Origin of the sequence: Jiulongibacter sediminis (genome assembly GCF_001306455.1) — a bacterium.
Classification (GTDB): Bacteria; Bacteroidota; Bacteroidia; order Cytophagales; family Spirosomataceae; genus Jiulongibacter; species Jiulongibacter sediminis.
Map to the genome: position 1 here is coordinate 1 of NZ_LGTQ01000007.1, position 23,544 is coordinate 23,544.

A 23,544-nucleotide genomic window follows, 5' to 3' on the forward strand; every position below is an offset into this window, starting at 1 on the left:
CTGCATCATTGGGCTGAATGGTCACCAGAATGGTATCAGGCTGAATGATATCCGCCGGTACGGTAATCAAAAATACAGTAGTGTCTTTACGGCCCAGACTGTCGGTGGCGATGACGCAAAGGGTATCGGTTCCACCCGGAGCATTATCGAAGGCAGAATAGATGGCACACCCGGCAGAATCAGTAGAGATAGATCCCATGGTCAAAGGCCCTGCACAAAGTTCAATGTCAATGGCCTCAATACCGTAGATATCATCTGCAGTCGGACAAAGAGTGTCTGCATCATTGGGCTGAATGGTCACCAGAATGGTATCAGGCTGAATGATATCCGCCGGAACAGTAACCAAAAATACGGTAGTGTCTTTACGGCCCAGACTGTCGGTTGCGATGACGCAAAGGGTATCGGTTCCACCCGGAGTATTATCGAAAGCAGAATAGATGGCACACCCGGCAGAATCAGTAGAGATAGATCCCATGGTCAAAGGCCCTGCACAAAGTTCAATGTCAATGGCGTCAATACCGTAGATGTCATCAGCAGTCGGACAAAGAGTATCTGCATCATTAGGCTGAATTGTTACAAGTATGGTATCGGGCTGAATGAGATCAGGCGGGACGGTAACCAAAAATACGGTCGTGTCCCTTCTACCCAAAGAATCAATACCCACGACACAGAGGGTATCGGTCCCACCGGGAGCATTATCAAAGGCCGTAAATACAGCACATCCGGTAGAATCAACTGATACGGAACCCATTGAAAGAGGGCCTGTACAATAATTTATATCGATCGATTGTATACTGAAGATGTCATCAGCAGTCGGACATAGGGTGTCTCCATCGTTGGGATTAACTGTTAATGAGATGGTATCGCTTTTGATAATTTGAATTACAACCACTGTATCGTTCATCACAGCACAATTTGCCGGATCCATTGTATCACACAATTTATAGCTTACAGGATATATTCCGGGTATCGTTCCGGGAACTACATAGATATCTCCGTTTGATGAATTCAAAGAGATTCCGGATGGCCAGATTCCTACCTCAGAAACAGAGGCATTACCCGAAATTCCTAGTACAGCAGGGTTTCCACTGATCAGATCGTTTTGAGCAATATTGTTTAGAACAATACCCCCAACTTTTGACTCTATGGTGTCCTTTTCTGTAAATGGGTACACATCGAGAGGTACAACTATGGCAACCACAGTAGCAGTTGCACACAATCTGGAAATGGTGGGACAGCCGGCGGGTACAGGAACTGAATCACAAATCTGGTATTCAAAGGAAGTAATACCTGAGAAAGTAGGAGACGGCTGATATCTGATCAACTCATTATCTAAAATGCTAACTGACCCGTTTGATGGAGCAGTAAGATCGGGTGCTCCCGCTTTGATAACATTGAAAAGGTGATTGTCCGGTTCGTAATCGTTATCCTTTACATTGAAATAAATCGGGCTTCCCTGATTCCCTTCAAGAGTATCATTGATGGCAATAGGACTGTTATTTGGTGGTGGCGGAGGACTTATAATTAAAACAACCGTACCTGTTGCTGTTTTAGGAGTATTCCCATCATCTACGACTGTGTAATTGATATAGTATGTTCCACCTGCTGTACCATTTGGAGAGAAGGTAATATATGAAGAATTGAAACTGGCTTCGCCTACGGTAGAGGGCGTTGGCTGAGTTACGCTTACTATTTCAAAACTATGCCCTTCGGGGTCAGAATCATTGGCTAAAACATCAATTGTATAAGGATAACAAGCTTCTGTTCTTAAGGTATCATTTACAGGTTCAGGGGGTCTGTTTTCCACTAAAATGGCTACTGTTGCTGTGTCACACATAGGTGGGAACTCATCATTACAAAGAATGTATTTGAAGGTTTCCAGGCCTGTAAAACCGGCAAAAGGGGTATAAGTTATTTTATTACTATCGAGAGTAAAGCTTCCATTTCTAGGGGGCGAATCCGGATCAATACTTATGGATAAAATTCCACCCGAAGGATCAATATCATTAATGGTGACATCTACAGTAACAGGTACGCCAGATAAGGTCGTGTCATAATCATCATAGGCAAAGACAGGAATCGGCTGAATACATATTTTGAAAAGTGCAGTATCGCTTAAGGCAGGAGATCCTGAATCGCTGATGCTGTAATAGAGCGAGTCTGGACTTATACTTCCGGAGTCAGGCGTATAGGTTATACTTCCGTCCAGATTAACTATGGCAGATCCGTATTTTGGGTAGCCGCCAATATTTAGGATGATAACACTTGTTGAATCCAGGTTTTTGTTAGGATCTCTATCATTGGCCGCCACAAAATAGGTCAGAGATTGATTATACTCTGTGCATTCCTCATCATCAATGGCGACAGGTGGGCGGTTTGGAACTTGTACACAAGCTCCTGAACAGGTAGTTGGCAATATATACTCAATGACCAATGCAGGCTCATTGCCCACATCTTCACGGCTGGCAAAGTCAATAGAATTGCTGACAGCTTCATTCGTAATTTTAATCAGGAAGCCCAGATTAAGATCTCCGTCATTTAGCCAATTAGAAACTATATTGGTTACATCCCATGTATGAATTCCATTTGATCCACTTGTAATAAATGAGCTTTGTGATGTGTTGTAGTCTCCACCGGGTGAAGTCCAATCAATGCCCACATCTCTTTTGGTCCAGTTGGATTCTCCCGCAATGCCATTAACTCCGCCCTCGATCCAATCGCTGAGTATTTGATGAGCGGAAACAGAAACACCTGCGTCACCACCGGTTTTATTTAGCTTCAGATAGGCCTTGTATACGACCGCAGTTGCCGGGATGTCGGGTAAATCGAATTTGACAAGTGATCTCTTTACTTTACCCGATGTGGATTGCACTTTTAATTTATTATCAACACCATAATTGAATGTAATATGAGTTGGGTCCTGATCGATATAGTTATCCTCAATAGCACTAATATTTCCGGTACTTAACGTGTCAATTGTCGCTGGGGAATAATAATTAACAGAGCAAACATCTGGTGTAATGTTCAAAAAGACGAATGCAGATGAGCAAAGGCCGAGATCATTACAAATACGGTACTGAATTGTATCTGAGCCTTTGAAGTCTACATCAGGAACATAAGTTAACCAATTATTTGAACCCTTTTTTACAACTCCGTTTGATGGAGATTCCAGGACTGACAATGTTAGTTCCCTTCCTGCGGGATCTTGGTCGTTCCGGGTTGGAAGAAAATCGATAATGTTATCCTCACAGAGTATAATCGTATCATTTACAGCCTCAGGACGTGCAGATAGGCAGTTTACATAGAAATATTTAACTCCATCAATTCGAATGTTCTTATCCCCTGATAGATTGTTAATTAGTAGATATCTTTTGACACCCGAAGGAGTCGTGTAGTAAAAATTGCTATAAGAGTCATTGGAGGTAACTGTAAAAGTGCTGGATCCAGAAAAACCAGAGGTAGAAGCTGAGGAAGATATATCTATTTTATTCGTTATAGAGGGTGTGCCATTAAGTTTCATTTTAATTTGTAAAACAGTTCCCTCAGGAACTTCATATCCGAGATCAAGGATCATCTGATCTCCTGAGCTAAATTCAGAATAACTACCATCGAAAGCACCAATAATATTAGACGGAGTACTTACCCCGGATTCACTAAAAACAGAAGTGGCGTATCTCCAGGCCGTGGTACTTATTTCATATTCATTGCAATTAGGAACACACTTGTAAACATTAAAATATGCACTCTCAAAGTATCCGTCAGAATAAGTACTTGTATTATTAATTAATAAATACCTGGTGTCGGAGGCGGTAACAAAATAGTTATAATTCTGAAGTGCGGTGGAAGGAGTGTTAATGATGACCGAAGATCCCGAAAAGGAACTTATTGGGCTTGATGCTCCTTCAATCTGAAAAATGGAATGTTGTCCCGGAAGCCCCCCTAATGTTCTTGACGCTAGTCTAAGAGTTATTGTATCCCCCGGGTTTAAATTTTCCCCTAAGTCGAGCAGAAATTGCCCACCGGACAAATTAATAGTTGCATACTGACTATCCGTTTCTCCAAGTGCTCGTTCGGGATTAGAGACACCACTTAATCCTGAATATGAAATCGCATTTCCCTGACCTACTCGTTTAGATGTAAGGCCGTCTCCACAGGCATCAGGTACATCACCTACCGTAATATAAATGTACGCTGTATCACACAGCCCTCCCGGGTCGCATACTTCATAGGCTATTGAGTCTACTCCTTCAAATCCGATGTTTGGGCTATATAGAACACGATTATAAGACTGGATTTTAAATTCACCATTATCTGTTACTAAATTTCCTAGTAACCCGCTAAAGTTAAGCGTGTCCATATTTGGGTCTGAATCATTGTCCAATGGATAAACAGTGGCTGTGGTGCCAGGTAAAATAGTCTTATAGTCATTGATAGCCGTAGGGGGCTGTGGAAGAGATTCGACAAGCAAATAGGAAGCTTCGGAGACCTTTCTGTTACAGGCATCTGTGATTTGAAGAGTAATTATACAAGGGAAAGATTGAGTGGGAGCATTTGGCAAGGTAAAGTCTGTGGCAGTGGCAAGTGCAGCATCGCCTGGATTGGTAAACGTTCCCGAAGCGTTTGAGAAACTTCCCCCGCATTCAGTGCTCCACGTATAGGTGTATGGTCCTGATGGAGTTGCATTTATGGTTGCGTTGAGGCTGATTACAGACCCTCCGATTGCTTTAACAGGTGCATTTATGTCAATTGTAAACGCTTTGTCTTGTCCTGCCCAGATAACAAAATTGATCATGGCCCTCTGAGCAGCAATGTTTTCGGGTGAGGAACCACCAATATTATGTCCTCCCTCATACATCACTTTACCACGGTTTGGATCTCCAAAAGCCTGTCCAAACGCGATGGCCGCTGCTTTACCTGGAGACTTTGAAGGTACATCATCCTGCGTGTCATCCCAGACGCCTATTTTTGTGCTAGTTCGCCAGCCACCGCCATTCACCGGAAGATAAATTTGCTCCGAGCCATTCTGCATGGCATCATCCGGACTCCCAATAAACTGCATGACAGGTTCTTCAGGATAGGCCTTTTTATACGGAGGACTACCATCGTCATGGTTGGACCAAAGAAGAAGTGAATTGCCCGGAGATGCGGCCCACGGTCCAGAACCTGTTGCAATTCCTGTTTTCTCTGCCAGAAAGTTCATTTGTTCTGCCGGATTGGACGGATTAAATGTGTTTTCCAAAGCACTTCCCGCATGGCAACCAAGCCAAATAGCTCCTTTATGAGTTAGGTTCCAGTTATATAGATTTGAATGCGTGCTCCATTTCGGGTCGGCATGAGGCATTAAGAAAACATCCTCACATGAGCTCAGCAGTTGTGGATCCATGAAGTAATACTTACTGGCGTTTATACCTGCTTCCTCAAATATTGCCTTTGCTATTTTTCCATTCTGAGCGTCCAAAACCATGTTTGGAGCGATCTTTAGAGAAAGATAAATGGGTGCTGAGAAAAGTGAGGTGGTAGGCGTAGATATAACTACGCCCTGAGCTTGCCAGGCCGTAATAATGCTGTCTGTTTTTGGTGTAATGGGCGATGGAATAATGAATGTCCCTCCTTTGTAAGCCTTGCCCTCATAATAGAAATCTGGTTCCCCGAAACTTTTTGAAGGGTTGATAGACCATAATACAGGAATGCCTCGGTCCACCAGAGCATAAACCAATCCGTAGGGTTTAAGTCCATTATTAATAGTTTGGGGTTCTACACCCATATCTACAATTCTTGAACCGACCGGAATTAGTTCTGTTTGGGCATTAACCGAATTTGATAGGAAGGAAAGGCAAAGAAATAGTAAAAGCCAAGCAGAGAGCCTTGTCTTTAATCTGACAGTTACACTATTTCTTATTTCTTCGGCTTTCATGAAGGCGTTTCGTATAGATGTCCATTTTGTGGTGATAAACAACCTAATGGTCTATATGAATTCGCTCAAATAACATGCCATGAAGTTTGTATCTCTCTGATTATAATTCGGCTACGGCTTATAAATTCGGGAGATCAAGAGATAATTGGCCTTAGAATATCTTTTGTGGCCGTTTTGTCACTCTTCGCTAAGTGAAAAAAGAAGCCGGTATAATCCAAAGTGCTCCCATTTTTCGAACTAAAAATGGGCGTGCCAAAATATGAAGTTCATCTAGTTTTCTATTGAGCGATCCCGTATGCTCTATTTGAGTTTAGACTCTTACTTCTTCTTTTCAGTCTTGTCTTTTCCGCCGAAAAGCGAGAAATGAACGTAGCGTCGAGGATTCGTCTTCATGTCAGAAAGTAATGCGTCAAGTGAGGCTGCCGTGTTTTCAAGGTTTCCGTAAAGTGCTTCATCAGAAGTCAGTTTTCCCAAAGTGCCTTGACCACTATTTACATCTGCCAGAACCTGCTGAAGGCCGGCGATGGTGGAATTCAGGTTATTGACAGTTTTTTCCAGTTCTAATGTACTTAAGTTTTGCGTAAACTCGCCCGTTTGAGTCATGATTGGGGCCATTTGAGAATCAAGAGATACTGTAAGTGTATTCAGATTGTCTGTGAGCATAGCGGCGTTTGTGGTAATTTTTGCAAGGCTGGCCTGATTTTTTGCAAGAACTGCATTTACACCGTTAGTCGTTTGATTGGCTGAGGCCATCAAAGCTTTCAGAGCAGTGCCGGTTTGGTCGAATTGTTTTACCACTTCATTCAGATTAACTACCAGAGAGTCAACATGCGAAAGAGCGGGGGTGATTTCCTGAATGGCGGCATCGGCAAGTCCCAGCTCTATTTCTCCAATAATTTCCTCACCTTGTTTGAGTTCGTTACCGGGTTTAATGTCAAGTTTGATGAGTTTACCACCAATAAGTCCGTCATCTGCCAATAAGGCGATAGATTGGTCGGTGATTTTGATTTTCTTTTTAACGGCAAGCGTAACGTCAATTTGATCATTTTCCTGATCGGTTTCCATCGACATAACCCGCCCAACCGTTACACCTTTGTAGGTAACGGCATTGGATACCTGCAGGCCGTTGACGTCGTTGAAAACAACCTTATATTCGTTCTCGGTGGAGAAAAGATCAAGCCCTTTCAGAAAATTAAATCCGATGTATAACACCGCCAGAGAAATAATTCCTAATAAACCGACTTTCGCTTCCTTGCTAATTTTCATAAATCCTTATTTGTCTTTCAAATCTCTGAATAGGTACAAATATAGTGCCTTATTGGTTCTGTTCTATGTCTGACTTGTATGATCTGAAAGCTTTGTAGATGGCTTCAGCAGTTTTTTGCCGGCCTGCCTCGCTGGCCAGCACCTTCGCGTCACTGGGGTTTGACAAATAACCCGTCTCTATCAAAACACTGGGCATTGTTGTTTCCCAAATAACGAGAAAACCGGCTTGTTTTACACCTCTTGATTTATAACCATGATGCACAAACTGACTCTCAACGCGTGAGGCGAAATCCATACTTTGATTCATAAAGGCCGACTGATAATTAGCAAGCATAATGTGAGCCAGAGGGGAGTTTGGATTAAAGCCTTTGTAACTTTTCTTGTAGTCGTCTTCCATAAGAATAACATTATTCTCTCTTTTGGCTAGATCTAAATTGGCCTCGGTTTTATGCAATCCCATTACGTAAGTCTCTGTTCCACTGGCATTTGGAGTGGTATGAGCATTGCAGTGGATAGAGATGAATAGATCAGCCTTTTCCCGATTTGCTATGGCGGCCCTTTCATTGAGCGGAATAAAAACATCCGAATCTCTGGTAAAAACTACCTCGACGTCTTTCATCTCCGATTTGATTTGTTTGCCCAGTTTGAGGGCAATATCCAGAGCAAAACGCTTTTCGCGACCACCGCCTGTTCCGGGGTCTTTTCCGCCATGACCGGCGTCAATAACAACTTTTCTAACTTGATTTAGTGGTCTTGAATCCCAGGTACAAAATGAGAAAAGAAGACCTGAAAGGACGAAAAGTCCCGCGACGATTTTTTGATAGGAAAGCATACTGTTTTAGGTTTCTTTAACACGATATTTTAAAGCACGATTCGTTATTAGGAAGCAGTTTTAAGCTACTTTTGTACCCAAATTTACATTTTTTGATCATAAAGGAAAAGTCTCAGCAAAATCTTAATGACTTCAGAACGAGAAGCATGCCCTGGATGGTGTGTTTGATCCTTCTGTTTTGCGGAGTTTTTTTTACCTCTAACAGGGTCAATGCACAGGGGCGTTTTGGTCGTTTTACCGGAGGGAATAGTGTTCAGTCTTCTCAAAATAATACCTCGGCAAGACCTGCCCGTGCTCAGCGAGACAGTGTGGTTTCTGTAATTCCTGACTCTCTTGGTAGTGCTGATACCGATCTTGAAACCACCGTTGAGTATTCAGCCGAAGACTCAACAATCATGGATGTAGATGGCGAAACCGTCTACCTTTATGGCAATGCCAAAGTAGACTACGGCGATATTTCACTGGCCGCTGATTACATAAGGTTAAGTTGGGGGAATAGTGAGGTTTTCGCTCATGGTTTGCCGGATACCACCATTCAGGTTGGCGAAAAAGTAAGCGGTAAGCCCGTTTTCACCCAGGGCTCGGATAGCTACAATACCGACACCATACGCTACAATTTCAAATCTCGAAAAGCCATCATTAAGCATATTGTCACTCAGGAAGGTGAGGGGATTATTCAGGGTGATAAAGTCAAGAAGGATTCTATTGATAACCTGTATCTGATTGATGCCAAATATACTACATGTGATATGGCCGAGCCTCACTTTCATATCGCTTCACGGAAAATCAAGTTGGTCGATAAGAAATCCGTGATCTCGGGGCCTTTCAATTTTGTTCTGGCTGGTGTGCCTTTGCCGGTAGGCTTACCTTTTGGTTTTTTCCCGGTACCAAAAAAGAAAGAGATTGGGACTTCGGGCTTTATCATGGGGACATACGGAGAAGAGCCCAATAACCGGGGCTTTTACTTTCGGGATTTCGGGTATTACCATGCTTTCAATGAATACATTGGAGCCAAAATTCTCGGGCAGATTTACTCTAAAGGGAGCTGGGGCTTAGGATTGCAATCGCAATACACAAAGCGTTATAAGTCAGCCGGCAATGTCAATGTTCAGTTTAATTATAATAAGCCCGGAGATGAATTTTCGGAGTCGCCAGCTTCAAAAGATTTTAATATCTCCTGGAGTCATTCGCCTCAGAACCGAAGGCCGGACAGAAGCTTCTCGGCTTCAGTTAACCTGGTAAGTAATAGTTTTAATCAAAATAACAGGAGACTTGACGCTATTGATCAATACACCAATAACACCTTCGGGTCCTCGGTTCAATATGGTAAAAACTTCGGGAAGCTGGTTCGGACCAACACCAGTTTAAGAGTTGATCAAAACGTGTCAACGAAGGTGCTAAACGGTAGTGCTAATTATAGTATAGGGGTGAACCAATTTAATCCTTTTGTGCCGGAGAAAAAGAGACTGGGTGCCTGGTATGACGCCTTCAGAGTCGGTATCAATGTTCAGGGTGGATACTCGGTAACCAATAACCTTACGAACCAAACCCGAACACAAAATTATAACGATTATAACATCGTTGGAGTGAGAAATGAGCCTTTGTCAGAAGAGGAGCTCCGTGATGAGGCACTCGGGCTTTCTACCAGTACTACTGTTCGGGAGTTAAACTCGCTGGATGCGGTCAAAGCGATGTTATCTGAGAACGGACAGTTCAGAACCACCTTCGCTGTTCCTATTGCCTTGCCGAACTTCAAGATTGCGAAGTACATCAACTTTACGCCCGGGATAAATTATCGTGGAGAAATGTTTACCAAAGAGCTTTCTTATACGTTTCTGGAGGAAGAAAATGCTGTTGATATTGACACTACAAGCGGTGTGTTTTTTGCTAATCAATACGGATTTAACGGAGGGTTAAATACTCGTGTTTACGGTACATTTAATTTCAAAAAGGCTAAAAGGTTACAAGCTGTTCGCCACACTATGGCTCCTTCGTTAAGTTTTAATTTTACGCCAAATCAAAAGAGTCAGTTCTTTACGCGTTCAAGAGTGAGAGAAGATGAATTAGAAGAACGATGGCTACCCAGGTTTTTGGAATCAAGAAGTGCTCCGACAGCCTCCCGATCAATGAATTTCAGTCTGTCTAATCAGTTGGAAGCCAAGGTGAGAGCTAAGTCTGATACCGCCGAGAGTCAGTTTGAGAAAATCTCTCTTTTGGATAACCTTGGTTTAAGTTTTAGTTATAATCTGGATCCATTGACAGCTCAATCAACCCGGCAGGATTCAATGCGATTGTCAAATCTTAGCCTTAATTCAAACACTCGTTTGTTTAAAGATTTGGTAAACATCAATTTTAATGCAACACTAGACCCATATGCTTATGTTTTAGACGAGGGTAACTCGACCAACAAAGCTGGTAGAAAGATTGCAACTTATAAATGGAAATATGATGGTGATGGCGGAAGTTACCTGAGTCGTTTTAATCTGGCCATTGGTACAAGACTATCTCCGGAAACCTTTAACAAGAGCAAAACGGTTAAAAAGCAGGAAGTTGAAAACCCGGCAATGGTCGCCATGCAGGAGTTTGTGGCTGCCAATCCCATGGCTTACGTAGATTTCAGTATCCCTTGGTCGATTAATTTGAGTTATAATCTCAACTATATCAAGCAAGGCTTGTCTGACCCTCGGGTCGTGCAGGCTTTACAAGTGCAGGGTGACTTCAGCATCACCCCAAAATGGAAAGTGACCTACAGTACTGGTTGGGATTTTGTGTTTAAAGCAGTTACCCTCACCAATATCGGTATGATGAGAGAGCTTCACTGCTGGGATATGAGCTTTAACTGGACGCCAATTGCGGGGAATAGCCGCAGGGCCAGTAACTATAGTTTTGATCTACGTGTAAGGTCATCCCTGCTATCTGATCTTAAGATCAGCCGCCGAAGAGTATATTATGACCGTGGAGGGTTTTAAAGAATTAGCTCAGTTCAAAGCTTGCCAGCTGCACAAATTCCATCACCCGGGCGTCAATTTCTTTTTGAGTTAGATTTTGAATACGCTCGGTTCCGAACTTCTCTACGCAGAAAGAAGCCATGGCAGATCCATAAATAAGCCCTCTTTTCATATTGTCGAAAGAAGTATCATTGGTTTTGGCGAGGTATCCCACAAAACCACCGGCGAAAGTATCTCCGGCACCCGTAGGGTCGAAAACATCTTCTAAAGGCAGAGCGGGGCAGAAGAAAATCTTATCACCTTGAAAAAGTAAAGCTCCATGCTCTCCTTTTTTGATAATCAAAGTCTGAGGCCCCATTTCTAAGATGACTTTTGCTGCTTTTCTCAGAGAATATTCCCCTGAAAGTTGGCGAGCCTCTGAGTCATTGATAGTCAGGCAATCAATCTCGGAAATGACGGCTTTGAGGTCGTCCATCGCCACGTCCATCCATAGATTCATGGTGTCTAGAATGACAAATTTTGGACGCTTGTTAAATTTTTTAAGTGTGGCATGTTGAACAGCGGGTACCATATTCCCCAACATGAGGAAATCACAGTTCTGATATCCGTCAGGAATCACCGGTTCGTAACCATCCAAGACGTTCAGTTGAGTCTCTATGGTGTCTCTAGAGTTCATATCATTGTGGTACCTGCCCCACCAGAAAAAGGTTTTGCCTTCCTCATCCACTTCAAGGCCTTCGGTATCCACCCCATGATCATTCAGCGACTTTATCATTTCCATTGGGAAATCACCACCTACGATACCTACAAGGTTGTTTTCTTTGGTGAAATAGGATGCCGCCAAAGTGATATATGTGGCTGCTCCACCAATGATTTTATCGGTTTTGCCAAAAGGTGTTTCCAGTTTGTCAAAGGCTACAGATCCTACGGTGAGAAGACTCATGAATTTGTTTTTCGTTTTAGTGCGGTGCAAAAATAGAAGGTTTTTTGGAAAGGCCGGCTTTCACACTTTTTTGGATTGGAACGATTTTTATTGCTCTTCGGCAGAGCTATTCAATAAGACCACTTTTAAAATGGTCAGATTTACAAAGGCAAATGTCAATTTGTATAGTTCTTTGTTGTATTTTTACTCATCTTAATTAATAAATCAAGAAACGATATCAGATGAAGAAGTCTTTATTTTTGATAGGATCCTTAATCACAATAATGTCTTTGGCTTTTACCGCACAAGCTCAGGGACCTGTACCTTGTGTGGAAACCCTGAATTCATTTTTTCACGAAGAGGTGGTTACCACCATGCCACAGGGGGCTAAGCCAAAGGTGCTGAACAGATTGGGTACAAACCCACAGTTTGGAAGAATAAGAAGGCATACCGCGGCTTCTGCATATTCCCATCTTAAGGGTGTAAAGAGAAGAAGCCGTAAAAATGGTGCTGAGCTTGACAGACTTCTACAAACTTTAGGATACACAGGAGTTGACGATCCGGAGTTTGGTGCAGATGATATCACTCCAGTGGTTGTTTCGGCTGGGGAAGTAGGATGGATGGGCTCGGGAAGCGATAAGTATTTCAAAGCTGAATTTGGTCGTGACTTTGAGGGCTTTAAAATTTTCGTGAAGGACGGTCCGTGTTTCGTTTACATCATGAAAACTTGCGGTAATATATTTTATGTTGACCCTCCCTCTTGTGACGAAAGTTTTCCTTGTCCGGAGTGTTTAAATGCCTCGGCTTTTACAGGTTCCGTGAACCCTTTCTGCGAATGTACTCCGTGTCCTGAATGTCAGGAGACTTTAGATCAGACCATCATTGTAAATGGTAACGGTGATATCGCCAGCGGAGACTGTGTCATGGGAGAGAAAACGGTTACCCTCGCTGCGACTTACGGAGGTGAAACCATTTGCATGGGTTCTATGACAATTCCTGTTAATGTTTCTTACGAATATCAGGCTTCCGGTAGTACTTCAGCTTCTGAGGTGGTAACTGTAGATAATCAGGATGGTAATGCACAATCTGCGATGGATCTGAAAATCCCGGTTAATCTTGACTTTGATGTTACAGAAGCTCAGACAAGTTACGGTGATAACGGAATGATCGTGATGGATGTTACAGCCAAGCGTTTTAAGGCTTTGAAGAAATACTATACGGCCTGTCCGACTGACGTTAGTGCTGAAGCAATGCAAAGTATTTCAGAGAAAGAGATGGATATGGCTGAAGCTCAGTCAAGCGAAGGTTCTTCAAACGGAGAGGCTGGTTTGAAAAAGCAAACATTAATCTTCTCTGGTCAGAACGCTGTAAGCGAGATCGTAAGTAAAGAGTATTCTACCACTATGACAGTAATTGCTCACTCTACAAAAACTGGCAAGCTTGCCAAAGGAGAGTCGGCTGAAAGATATTTATGCCTTGGTCAGTATTTAGTTCCAGGTGCTTCTGCAATGCAATATACCCTTACAGGAAACAGTAACCTGACGACTTCAGTTGAGGTTTGTGATGCTGAAGGAAACGAGCCGGATACGAAGAATATCGTTCTGCCAATTGATCTTGACGCATCATTCACAAAACAGGAAATGAAAGCTGGTCATGATGGCAAAGTTTATATTGATGTTACTGAGGCTCAGTACAAAAAATTGGCGAAGAGATTTTCAAGATGTTGCTCAAACGGTGACAGTTCTTGTTACTAAAAACATTAGAAGAGATATAAAAAAAAGGAGTGATGAAAATCACTCCTTTTTTTTGGCCTTTTTGAAAGTTTGGCCTAGGAATTTCTCAACTTATCGAAAGCCTGGTGTATTTTTTGAAATTCAAAAGATTGTACGATGGCTTCCATATTTTCAACAAGTTTATCATTACACAGATTGCCAATACTTCCCTCTAACGAGTGGTTCAGGCTTCTGTTTGGTTCGAAATTGTTGTCGTTAATATCTTCACCGATTTTTTTATAAGCATCTCTGAAAGTCGCACCATTCACTACCATTTCATTGACATTCTCCACACTGAAAAGCAAGTCGTACTTCTTATCTTCCAGCAGATCTTTTCTGACCTGCATTTTGTCAATCATAAAAGTGGCGATCTCCAGACATTCGGAGAAACTTTCAAAAGCAGGTACAACCAGTTCTTTGAGCAATTGAAGCTCACGATGATAGCCGCTGGGTAAGTTGCCAAGTAATGAATTAATTTGAGTTGGCAGAGCCTTCAAAAGATTAGTTTTGCCTCTGAGAATCTCGGCTACATCCGGGTTCTTTTTGTGCGGCATTATACTGCTACCCGTTGTGATTTCCTCCGGTAGAATGAGGAATCCAAAATTCTGACTGTTATAGAGACAAACATCCATAGCTAGTCTTGATAAGGTGTTTGCCAGATTGCTCAATGCGGTGGTAACCACATATTCCATTTTGCCCCGGGTCATCTGAGCATAAACTACATTGTAGTTTAAGTCATCAAAACCAAGAAGCTCCGTTGTCATTTTACGGTTTAGAGGAAACGAAGAACCATAGCCTGCCCCGCTACCCAATGGGTTTTTATTGACCACTTTAAATGCGGCCTGCAATAAGGTAAGGTCATCAATGAGTGATTCAGCGTAGGCTCCAAACCACAACCCAAAAGAGGAGGGCATGGCAATCTGAAGATGTGTATAGCCCGGTAGAAGGTCGTTTTTATGTTGATTACTTTTCTCAATCAGTTTGTCAAAAAGTGATTGAACCTGAGTGGTGATTTCTTCTATTTGTCCTCTAAGGTACATTTTCAGGTCAACCAGAACCTGATCATTTCTGGATCGGCCCGAGTGTATTTTCTTTCCGGCATCACCTATACTTTGGGTGAGGAGAAATTCTACCTGAGAGTGGACATCTTCTACGCTATCTTCTATTACAAAATCTCCTTTTTCTATTTCTACAAGGAGTTTTTTACACGCTTCCAGAATCCTGGGTAACTCATCCTTCTCAATGAGCCCGATAGACTCCAGCATGATGGTGTGAGCCATTGATCCGTAAACATCATATTGGGCGAGATGGATATCCAGTTCCCTGTCCCTTCCGACGGTGAAGTTTTCAATATTCTCTAATACGTTTTTGCTATTGTCTTTTGCCCAAAGTTTCACGTCAGATTTTTTGAATGATTATGGTCAGCAAAGAAACAAACTTTGTGACCGAATTTGAAAAGATCGTCTATAATTATGAGTGCTTATACGTACCCTGCTGAATATTATTTAGCATGGTTTTTGCACTATAATAAGGGAATTGAGGATGTAACTACTCTATAAATCTGACCAAAGTAGTTTTTATGGCCTATCGGTCACTGGTTCAGGCTATTAGTGTAGTCATTCAATAAGTATCACCGTGCATTCCTTTACTTTGGCATAGTTTTTATCGGGCGTTTTGCCCGTGTAAAATGTGCTATTTTAAGGGTGTTCGGTGTTTCTTTTTTTATATCAGATCGAAATTTCAGGAATTTATTTTCCGGTTATTAATTGATCAAAAAGTGAATCTTTAACTACGTTCTTACTTTGGTTGAACAACTACTATTTAATAACATGAGGAATCTCACAAGCCCCGGAGCAAAGGCACCGCTAACTATGTTTTTGCTTCTTCTCTCCTTTATCGGTTTTGGCCAGTATAATCCCATGGCGGGTACTAATGGTTTTTCCATTGTTTCCCGTGGTGACATAGAAATGGCCAGTGGTGAAATTGAAGGAGGAATTGCAACTCTTGGTAAGGTGCGTCTGAAAGGCACCACTCAGGTTGGAGTTAATACTTCCGGAACTTTCATAGCTGCTGGTGATAGCTATCCCACTGTGGTCATCGCCGAAGGTGGATTTATGTATGAGAGCGGAAACGGCCTGAAAGTTCTGGGGAATTCGTTCATCAAAGTGAAGGACATGTCGGGATCTAAATTATGGTCTACGGCTAAAGTCTTAACAAGTTCCGGAGCGGGTTCGTCAAGCACTTTCCCAAGGGTGGAGATGACTGTGTCTCAGAGTCAGACTTCCATTGAACAGGATGTTTATGACTTTAGTGGAAACTTTACCACTTTCGAACAGTACTCTACAGAACTTGTGGCATGCACTGAGAATGTTACTTTCTCTGATCTTGGGGCTAATAAGTTTAGACTCAATCTGACTTCCGGGAAAACGAATATTCTGAGTGTTACGAAGTCTGAGTTACAGAATGCATCAGCCGAGCTAAGTTTCAGTATAACTCCGAGCTCAAGTACACCGGTAGTTATTAATGTAGATTTACAAGGTTCTTCAAAATTTGATTGGTATGTTCCAAACATGCCCGGCATTCCAAATTCAGCCGGAAAATATATCATCTGGAATTTCTATAACGGTACAGATCTAAATCTTTACGGTTCTACATTAATCGGTAGCATTCTTGCCCCAAAAATTAATGTATGCAAAATTGGCTCTGCCAATATTGAAGGTCAGGTAGTCGCAAATTATTTTACAATGGACGCCGGAGAAGTTCATTATCAAGTTTTCTCCGCCAATGTAGATTGTAGTACACAAACATTCGTATGTGCCTGTACTTCTTCAAACCTTATTCAAAATGGCGACTTCTCAATTAACCTTAATAATTGGACGGCTCCTCAAGGTCAGTTTGGGCTTTATTCCGGAGGTCCTTCAGGGAATTATGCCATATTAAATAATGGTGATGTAAATAGTGATTACACCGTTTATCAGGATGTTTCTATAGGAGGTAATACAAATTATAGATTCACAGCATTAACCGCACGTCATGGAGGTACTAATTCCTACATGAAATTAATTTTCTACAACGGTTCTACAATCATCCAGGAAACTTCGCCGGCTTATACACAATTGACTTATCCTGATTTCAGGGAGGTGAAGTTTGAAGGTACCACACCGGCAAACACAACAAAAGTTCGTGTTTTTGGATTTGCCAAAGCAACAGCGTTGAAGTTTGATAGTGTGGTTCTTACAAAATGTTTTGGTAATGTGAATCTTGTACAAGGCAACTCTACCAAACCAACCTGTGGTTTCAATGACGGAACTATAGTAGTTACGGCAACTGGAGGAAGTGGTAATTTCCAGTACAGAATTAACGGTGGTGCTTATCAGGCTTCGAACTCGTTCTCAAATCTGGGTCAAGGTTCTTATACTGTCGAAGTAAAGGATCTGGAGTCTAGCTGTTCAAAAACTCTACAGATACAATTAGATTGTGAAGACAGATGTACGAATACATTCTCAAATCCTGATCCGGCTGAAGCAGAAGTAAACCCTTCACAGTCTTTCGACCTTTCAGTTGGTACAAACGCTGCAAATGGTACCCAAGTAGAATGGTTCAGGTCCACTCAGAATGTTACCTCATTTAATGCTTTGACTTCAAAGACTTCGGTGGGAGTGGGTTCTGTTTCAAACGGGGTAGCTTCTCTAACTGTAAATGCTCCTTCTACTCTGGGTACATACTATTATTATGCGGTTTTCAAGCCAATAGATCCTTGTGGTACATTCGCGAAGCACAAGATAACTGTTCGTAATATCGGAACTAACGACCCTGTATGCCTTTCTGGTAGCAGAGTAGTGACCGACAATCAGCGTCAGGGAGCGTGTAATCCAAGTTCTACAATCTACTACTCTTTGTGGTTAGATATGAACTCCTCTTCAGGCAAGCCAAACTATCAGCACTTTACAACCTCAGGCTTGAAATTCGAAGAGTACTGTGACGGAACAGCAAAAATCTTCGGAACTGTTTGTGCTGTAGGTGGTGGAGCTAATGATTGCTTGGAGGTAGAATACCTGCTATCAGGAAGAACAGCAACTACGCCTCAGAATAGTCCAAAGGCAAACTCTTGTACAACATATGGCAATGACCTTTACTATTATGTAAATGCCACAGGAACAATTTCAGGAAAATCAGGAGGTATATATAATGGATTACAGATTACGATCTCTGATAATAATTCAAACAGTATTCCTGCATTCCAGGTTGGTACAGGAGCAAACGTTAATACAAATGGTTTCGGTGCCAGTGGATGGTATAACCTGAGTTTTAATAATGCCGGAACCAATGGTTGGTCGGCCAAAACGAGTCATGGAGATTTTAATTTCAATTTGGGAGAACTTATTCCTTTTGAATTAGAAGCTTCGACTTCTGCCAGTATTGTTTGTGTCGATGGTTCCGTTACTTTAAATGCTCAATTTAAAGGTGAGGTTCCTATTGCATGTAGTCCATCTTATTCCTGGTCAAAACCGGGAGGAGGTACTGAGACCGGACAGTCAATAACATTAGATAATGTTCAAATATCTCAGGCTGGTATATATACTGTTACTGCTACTTTCACTTCAAACGGGAAAACATGTAGTGCAACTTCTACGGTTAACCTGACCGTAGATCCAAATTGCGAGAGTACCCCGGTTTGTTTGCCGGTATGCGATAACTCGACCTTAGTTTACTGGAACCTTAACCAATGTAATACTGGAACTGGTGGAAACTGGTACGGTGAATTTGAGCCACAGATTAACCTTTCAGGTTGTGCCGATATCGAGGCCACTACGATATACAGAGTAAATCCGGATCATAACAAACATTCATGTGCAACAGGGCCTGACGGTTCGGATGCCATGTGTGTGGATGGTGTCAGCTCAACAACTAAACCGGGGAATCATAACGATAAGGCCGTAAGATTCAGTACTACGATCAGCCCGGGTGTTGGTAAAACATATAATCTTGCAGAGCTTTCATTTAAGTATAAGCGTAGTGGATATCAGTGTTCAACGGGAGGTTCCCAAACGTTGGTTTTATATGTTTACAAAAACGGAACACAGGTTTATGAAGAGGTAATAACTGGTCTTACAACAAGTTGGAAAAGCAAAACAATCGATTTTGGTGGAACACTTGATTTTGTGTCTGATGCTCCATCTACTTATGATTTTGAAATTGTGGGTTACAATCCAACCGGCGGTTGTACTGTTTGGGAAATCGACGAGGTTAAACTGAATGGTTGCTGTGGAGAGGCGGTTTCTAAACCAATTATTAATGTAAGTAGTGCTTACATCTGTTTGGGAGAAACGGTTGAACTATCAGTTGATAACTGTAACGGAACGATTAGCTGGAGCACAGGTTCTTCTGCAAGTAGTATTTCTGTAACACCTACCGAGACAACATCTTATACTGTTACATGTTCAATTGGTGGATGTACGGCAGAAAAGTCGGTAACGGTAACTGTAGATCCTGACTGTAATAATAATGTATGTTTAACGTGTGATCCTAAGACTGTTGTTAAGTGGAATCTTGACGAATGTCTGGCTCTTTATGAGGCGTACTCTTACAGCGAATTTTTACCTGAATATCCGAACACAGCCAATTTTGACTGGATATCTGCAAGTAACATATATAGAAGCAATCCTGATCATAACCCTCATAGTTGTGTAGTTGGATTCACCGGAAATGCAAATGTCGACAGAGCCATGTGTGTGTCTGCGAATACAGGATATTATGCAGACTGGAGTAAAGCCGTTAAGTTTAATGCTACACTTAATCCTTCACAAATAGGTGCTTTGACCGCATTAAGGTTTAATCAGAGAGCAGCTTATGTTTTAAATTATTCTCCTCAGCCGGCATCAAGCGGAGGAACATCCTATAATAACTACCCTACAAAATATGCGGTTCGCATATACAAGGAAGGTGTCTTGGTGTATGAATCATTGGATCGATCAACAAATCCGACAAACTGGACTACCGAGTTTATCGATTTGTCAAATGATCCTGACTTTGAAATTACTGCCACCACGAAGTTCTCCTTTGAGTTAACGGCTTATCGTCAGGTTGGTAACGGAAAAGATAAATCCGTTTGGGATTTAGATAATATTGAGATTATTGCCTGTACGCAATCTGAAGAGGTAACAGCTTCTGCTACATCTGATGCTGCAAAATGTGAAGGTGAGGTTGTTAACCTTACAGCCACTTCATCGGCCTCTAACGCTAGTTATAGTTGGACGGGCCCAGCTGGCTTTACACCACAGACAGGTTCAACAGCAACAACAACCGTTGCAGGAACTTATACTGTTACAGTAACGACCTCAACAAATTGTACTGCCACAGCTACCACTTTCGTAGAGTTCAAAGAGCCACCAACAGGTGGAGAGATCGGATATAATGAAGAGGAGTGTGGACCTTATGATGCTCAGGAAATTGTAAGCGTGGTAGATCCTACAGGTGAAGACTGTGGACCGTTTATCGTTACAGGTGAAGATGCCTGTGATAATGGAGACAAGCCTTACAAATTTGTATTGCAGTTCAATGGAGGTACCTGTGAAGAATCAAACAATCATCAGGGTGATATCGGCGGCAAATGGAATTGTACAGGCTCCGGAACTTTTGGAAGCTCCGCCTACATCAGTGTAAATAATGGTCAGTTTAGCGGTACGGTTAACCTGAACGAGGAATTTACAGTTGAGAATGGTGGAAGCAATCTGACGAATCCGATTGTAGTCAGTTTATATGATCAGCAGGGTGGAACGTTACTTCAAACAGTCACTATTCATACTTCCTGCTCCGCTCCGATTGTACTTGGAGACCAGTTTGGCTCCTTGGTCTTGACAGAAGCCTATTTCTCAAATGGATATAGTGAAACAGCTACAACCGGAATGGCTTATTCATGGGAAAAACGTAAGGAAGGCGGAAACTGGGTGGTGATTCCTGGTGCAACAGGTCTTACCTATGAACCTGGCTTAATTACCATGACCACAGAGTATCGTAGAGTAACGACCAATTGTTGTGGAACAGATTACTCCAATGTGGTTGTGAAGAAGGTAAATCCTGAGATTTACGTTTCAGCCGGTGATGATGAGGTTTTATGTGATGGTGGTGACGCTGAGCTCACTGCCGTTGTATCATCTTTTGGTTTTGCGTCCAATGGCTTTATCCTGAAATCTCAGAATGAGTCTTCACCAACAGAAGACCGATCTAAGTTTGAAAAAGATGGTGCGGGGGCTCCTCGTTTGATCATTGAAATTGAAGGTAACCCAACTCCGATAACCATATATTCATCAAAGGCTGCGAGAATTGAAAGTTCTGAGGGTCACTGGGATCATAATCATGATGATCCTGCAGTAGGTTATGATGGTTCAGAATACGACAGAACACTTGTAGGGTTTGACCTTAGTGGAATTACGGGTACAGTAAAGAGTGCTCAACTTGTCTTGAAATCAAAAGAATCTTTGGGAGCTACAGTGGGTGTTTATCCTGTATCTGAGGTATGGAATGCTGATGAGGTTACCTGGAGAGAAAGAGATAAGAATATTGAATGGGGTACTTTAGGAGAGTGGAGACCTTCAGATCCGCTTCTGGACGTTCAAACGATTTCTGTAAATCAGGACTATTCATGGGATGTTACTGAGGCGGTGGAAACCTGGGTGAACGGGCCTGTGCCGCTATCCGGAAATTATTCTTATCTGTGGAGCACCGGACAAACTACGCAGACTATTACAGTTAGTCCATTAGTAACAACGACCTACACGGTTACCATAACAGATCTTGAAACAGGATGTAAGGACACGGACGAGGTTGTTGTAGAAGTGACTGATCAGACCTTGGATCCGGGTGTAATTGGTGAAAATCAGGAAAATTGTGGACCATTTGATCCGGAAGTATTAACCAGTGTGGAAGATGCTACCGGTGATTGTAATATTACCACTGTAGAAGATTGCTGTGATAGTGGAGATAAGCCATCGTCAATTACGCTTAAGTATATTGGAGGCTCTTGTGCTACTTCATCTAATCATCAGGGTTCGTTAGGTGGAAAATGGGATTGTACAGGTGGTGACTTAAACAATCAGAAAGTTTATATCATTGCGAACAACGGGATGTTTGCAGGTTATGTTGATTTGGGAACTTCTTTCACTGTTTCAAATGGAGGAAGTAGCCTGGGAAGCACTACTACAATTAACATCTACGATACACAGGGAGGAAACCTTCTTCAGACTGTAAAAGTCCACACATCATGTTCTGCACCTCTGGTGAATGGTGATACGTTTGGTTCTCTTGAATTATTGAATACTGAGTTTGTTAACGGATTCTATTGTGAGTCCGTAAATAATGGTATTGAATATCAATGGCAGGTATTCGAAAACGGAACCTGGGTGAATATCCCGGGAGCTGTTTCAGAATCTTACGATCCTCCGTTTACTTCAAAAACAATAAGCTACCGTAGAAATGCAACGAACTGTTGTGGTACACTTTCAAGTAATGAAGTAACAATAACAGTTCACGATACATTGAAACTTCAGATTTCAAGTACAGATATCGATTGTAATGGTGACGCAACCGGAACAGCAACTGTTACCGTGGATCAAGGCAAGGCTCCATTTGTATACAATTGGAGTAATGGTAATTCGACATCTACAATTACTGATCTTCTTGCAGGTATTTACAGTGTGACCGTAACAGATGCAAATGGCTGTAGTGCCACGGCTTCTGTTGAAGTAATTCAGTCTCCTCTTCTTGTTGTCAATGTGGAGGATGTTAAAATTGACTGTTTTGGTGACTTAGATGCCAGTCTTACGGCAAATGTAACAGGAGGGACGCCAGTATACAGTTATACTTGGTCAACGTCTCCTGCTCAAAATCAGCAGGTTGCAACAGGACTCGGCGTTGGTACTTACACGGTAACTGTTACCGATGTGAAAGGTTGTTCAGCAACAGCATCAGCTGTGGTGACAGCAGATACCTGCGGTAGTATTGGTTCAACGGTATGGGCTGATGAGGATAATGATGGAATTATTGATTCGGGTGAGGAAGGTCTTGCTAATGTAAAAGTCTCTCTTTACGATGGAAGCAATAATTTTATTACCAGTGTGTTGACAGACGCAAATGGTAATTATTATTTCGATAAGCTATTGCCTGGAGATTACCAGGTGAAAATATTAGGTGCAGATCTGCCGGCTGGTTATCAAAGTGCCAGTTATGTTACCGACGATTCTGAGGAATCAGACGGAAATAATAATGGTTCTCAAACCAATCCAGGTGATGATATTGTCAGTCAGATCATTACTCTCGAACCAGGAGGAGAGCCAACCGGATCTGATGAGTTGTTGGGTAATAATGATAACCAGATTGGTGGTGCTCAGGACGATGCCAAAGACGCCTACGGGGATATGACGGTTGATTTCGGACTGATCAGAAATCCGGATATTGATCTGAAGAAAACCTTGGCTTCAATTACACCTTTAGGTGATAATACATTCGAGATCACCTATCAGATTGTTGTAGACAATGATGGTGTAGCAACGGGTTCTTACTCTTTGATTGATTCGCCAGACTTTGATGACGATATCACGATTAATTCTGCAGCCTACACTTCCAATGCTCCTGGTTATGCCGGTGGACCATTGGCAGGAGCCGGGCCATGGAATCTTTCAACTTCTGTAGATCTGGGTGGAGGATTAAGCCATACCTATGAAATTAAAGTGAATGCTACCATTGATCTAAAAGGAAGTGGTGGAGATGATACTTACTCTGAATGTTCGCCAACGGGTGGTGATATTTATCAAAGTGGTTCAGGATTGTTTAATGTGGCAGCTATCACACTGAATGACCTAACCGTTAAAAAAGACACCGCATGTGGTGATCTT

Annotated in this window: 8 protein-coding genes; 3 read left to right on the forward strand and 5 right to left on the reverse strand. The window is 42.2% G+C overall.

Features of this window, described 5'->3' with window-relative positions; all coding sequences use genetic code 11:
* The 3 genes from AFM12_RS10600 to AFM12_RS10610 form a co-directional block, all read right to left on the reverse strand.
* Nucleotides 1–5,914: Ig-like domain-containing protein (locus tag AFM12_RS10600; protein WP_131458310.1), on the reverse strand; the 5,914-nt coding region annotated here is incomplete at its 3' end.
* A 318-nt stretch (nt 5,915–6,232) separates the two neighbouring features.
* Nucleotides 6,233–7,180, reverse strand: a complete 948-nt coding sequence (locus tag AFM12_RS10605) for an MlaD family protein (RefSeq protein WP_055147967.1) — start codon at nt 7,178–7,180, stop codon at nt 6,233–6,235.
* Between the two features lie 49 nt (nt 7,181–7,229).
* Nucleotides 7,230–8,012: an N-acetylmuramoyl-L-alanine amidase family protein gene (locus AFM12_RS10610; RefSeq protein WP_055147970.1), complete on the reverse strand. Its 783-nt coding sequence runs from the start codon at nt 8,010–8,012 to the stop codon at nt 7,230–7,232.
* A 92-nt stretch (nt 8,013–8,104) separates the two neighbouring features.
* Here AFM12_RS10610 and AFM12_RS10615 point away from each other — a divergent pair, with 92 nt between their 5' ends.
* Complete coding sequence (locus AFM12_RS10615) at nt 8,105–10,981, forward strand: putative LPS assembly protein LptD (protein WP_055147973.1); 2,877 nt, start codon at nt 8,105–8,107, stop codon at nt 10,979–10,981.
* Nucleotides 10,982–10,985: 4 nt separating this feature from the next.
* Here the strand turns inward: AFM12_RS10615 and AFM12_RS10620 are convergent, their stop codons facing one another.
* On the reverse strand, nt 10,986–11,903 hold the full coding sequence (locus AFM12_RS10620; protein WP_055147976.1) for a PfkB family carbohydrate kinase: 918 nt from the start codon (nt 11,901–11,903) through the stop codon (nt 10,986–10,988).
* Nucleotides 11,904–12,124: 221 nt separating this feature from the next.
* Between AFM12_RS10620 and AFM12_RS10630 the strand changes: the two genes are divergently transcribed.
* Nucleotides 12,125–13,636 (forward strand): hypothetical protein, encoded by a 1,512-nt coding sequence (locus tag AFM12_RS10630; RefSeq protein WP_131458312.1) that lies wholly within the window; start codon nt 12,125–12,127, stop codon nt 13,634–13,636.
* A 74-nt stretch (nt 13,637–13,710) separates the two neighbouring features.
* On the opposite strand, the gene argH is transcribed toward AFM12_RS10630, so the two are convergent.
* A complete protein-coding gene (gene argH / locus AFM12_RS10635) occupies nt 13,711–15,051 on the reverse strand; it encodes an argininosuccinate lyase (protein WP_055147985.1) in 1,341 nt (446 codons plus the stop codon).
* 432 nt (nt 15,052–15,483) lie between these two features.
* On the opposite strand from argH, the gene AFM12_RS10640 reads away from it, so the two are divergent.
* Nucleotides 15,484–23,544, forward strand: an 8,061-nt coding sequence (locus AFM12_RS10640) for a DUF7467 domain-containing protein (protein WP_082391288.1), incomplete at its 3' end; no start/stop codon positions are given.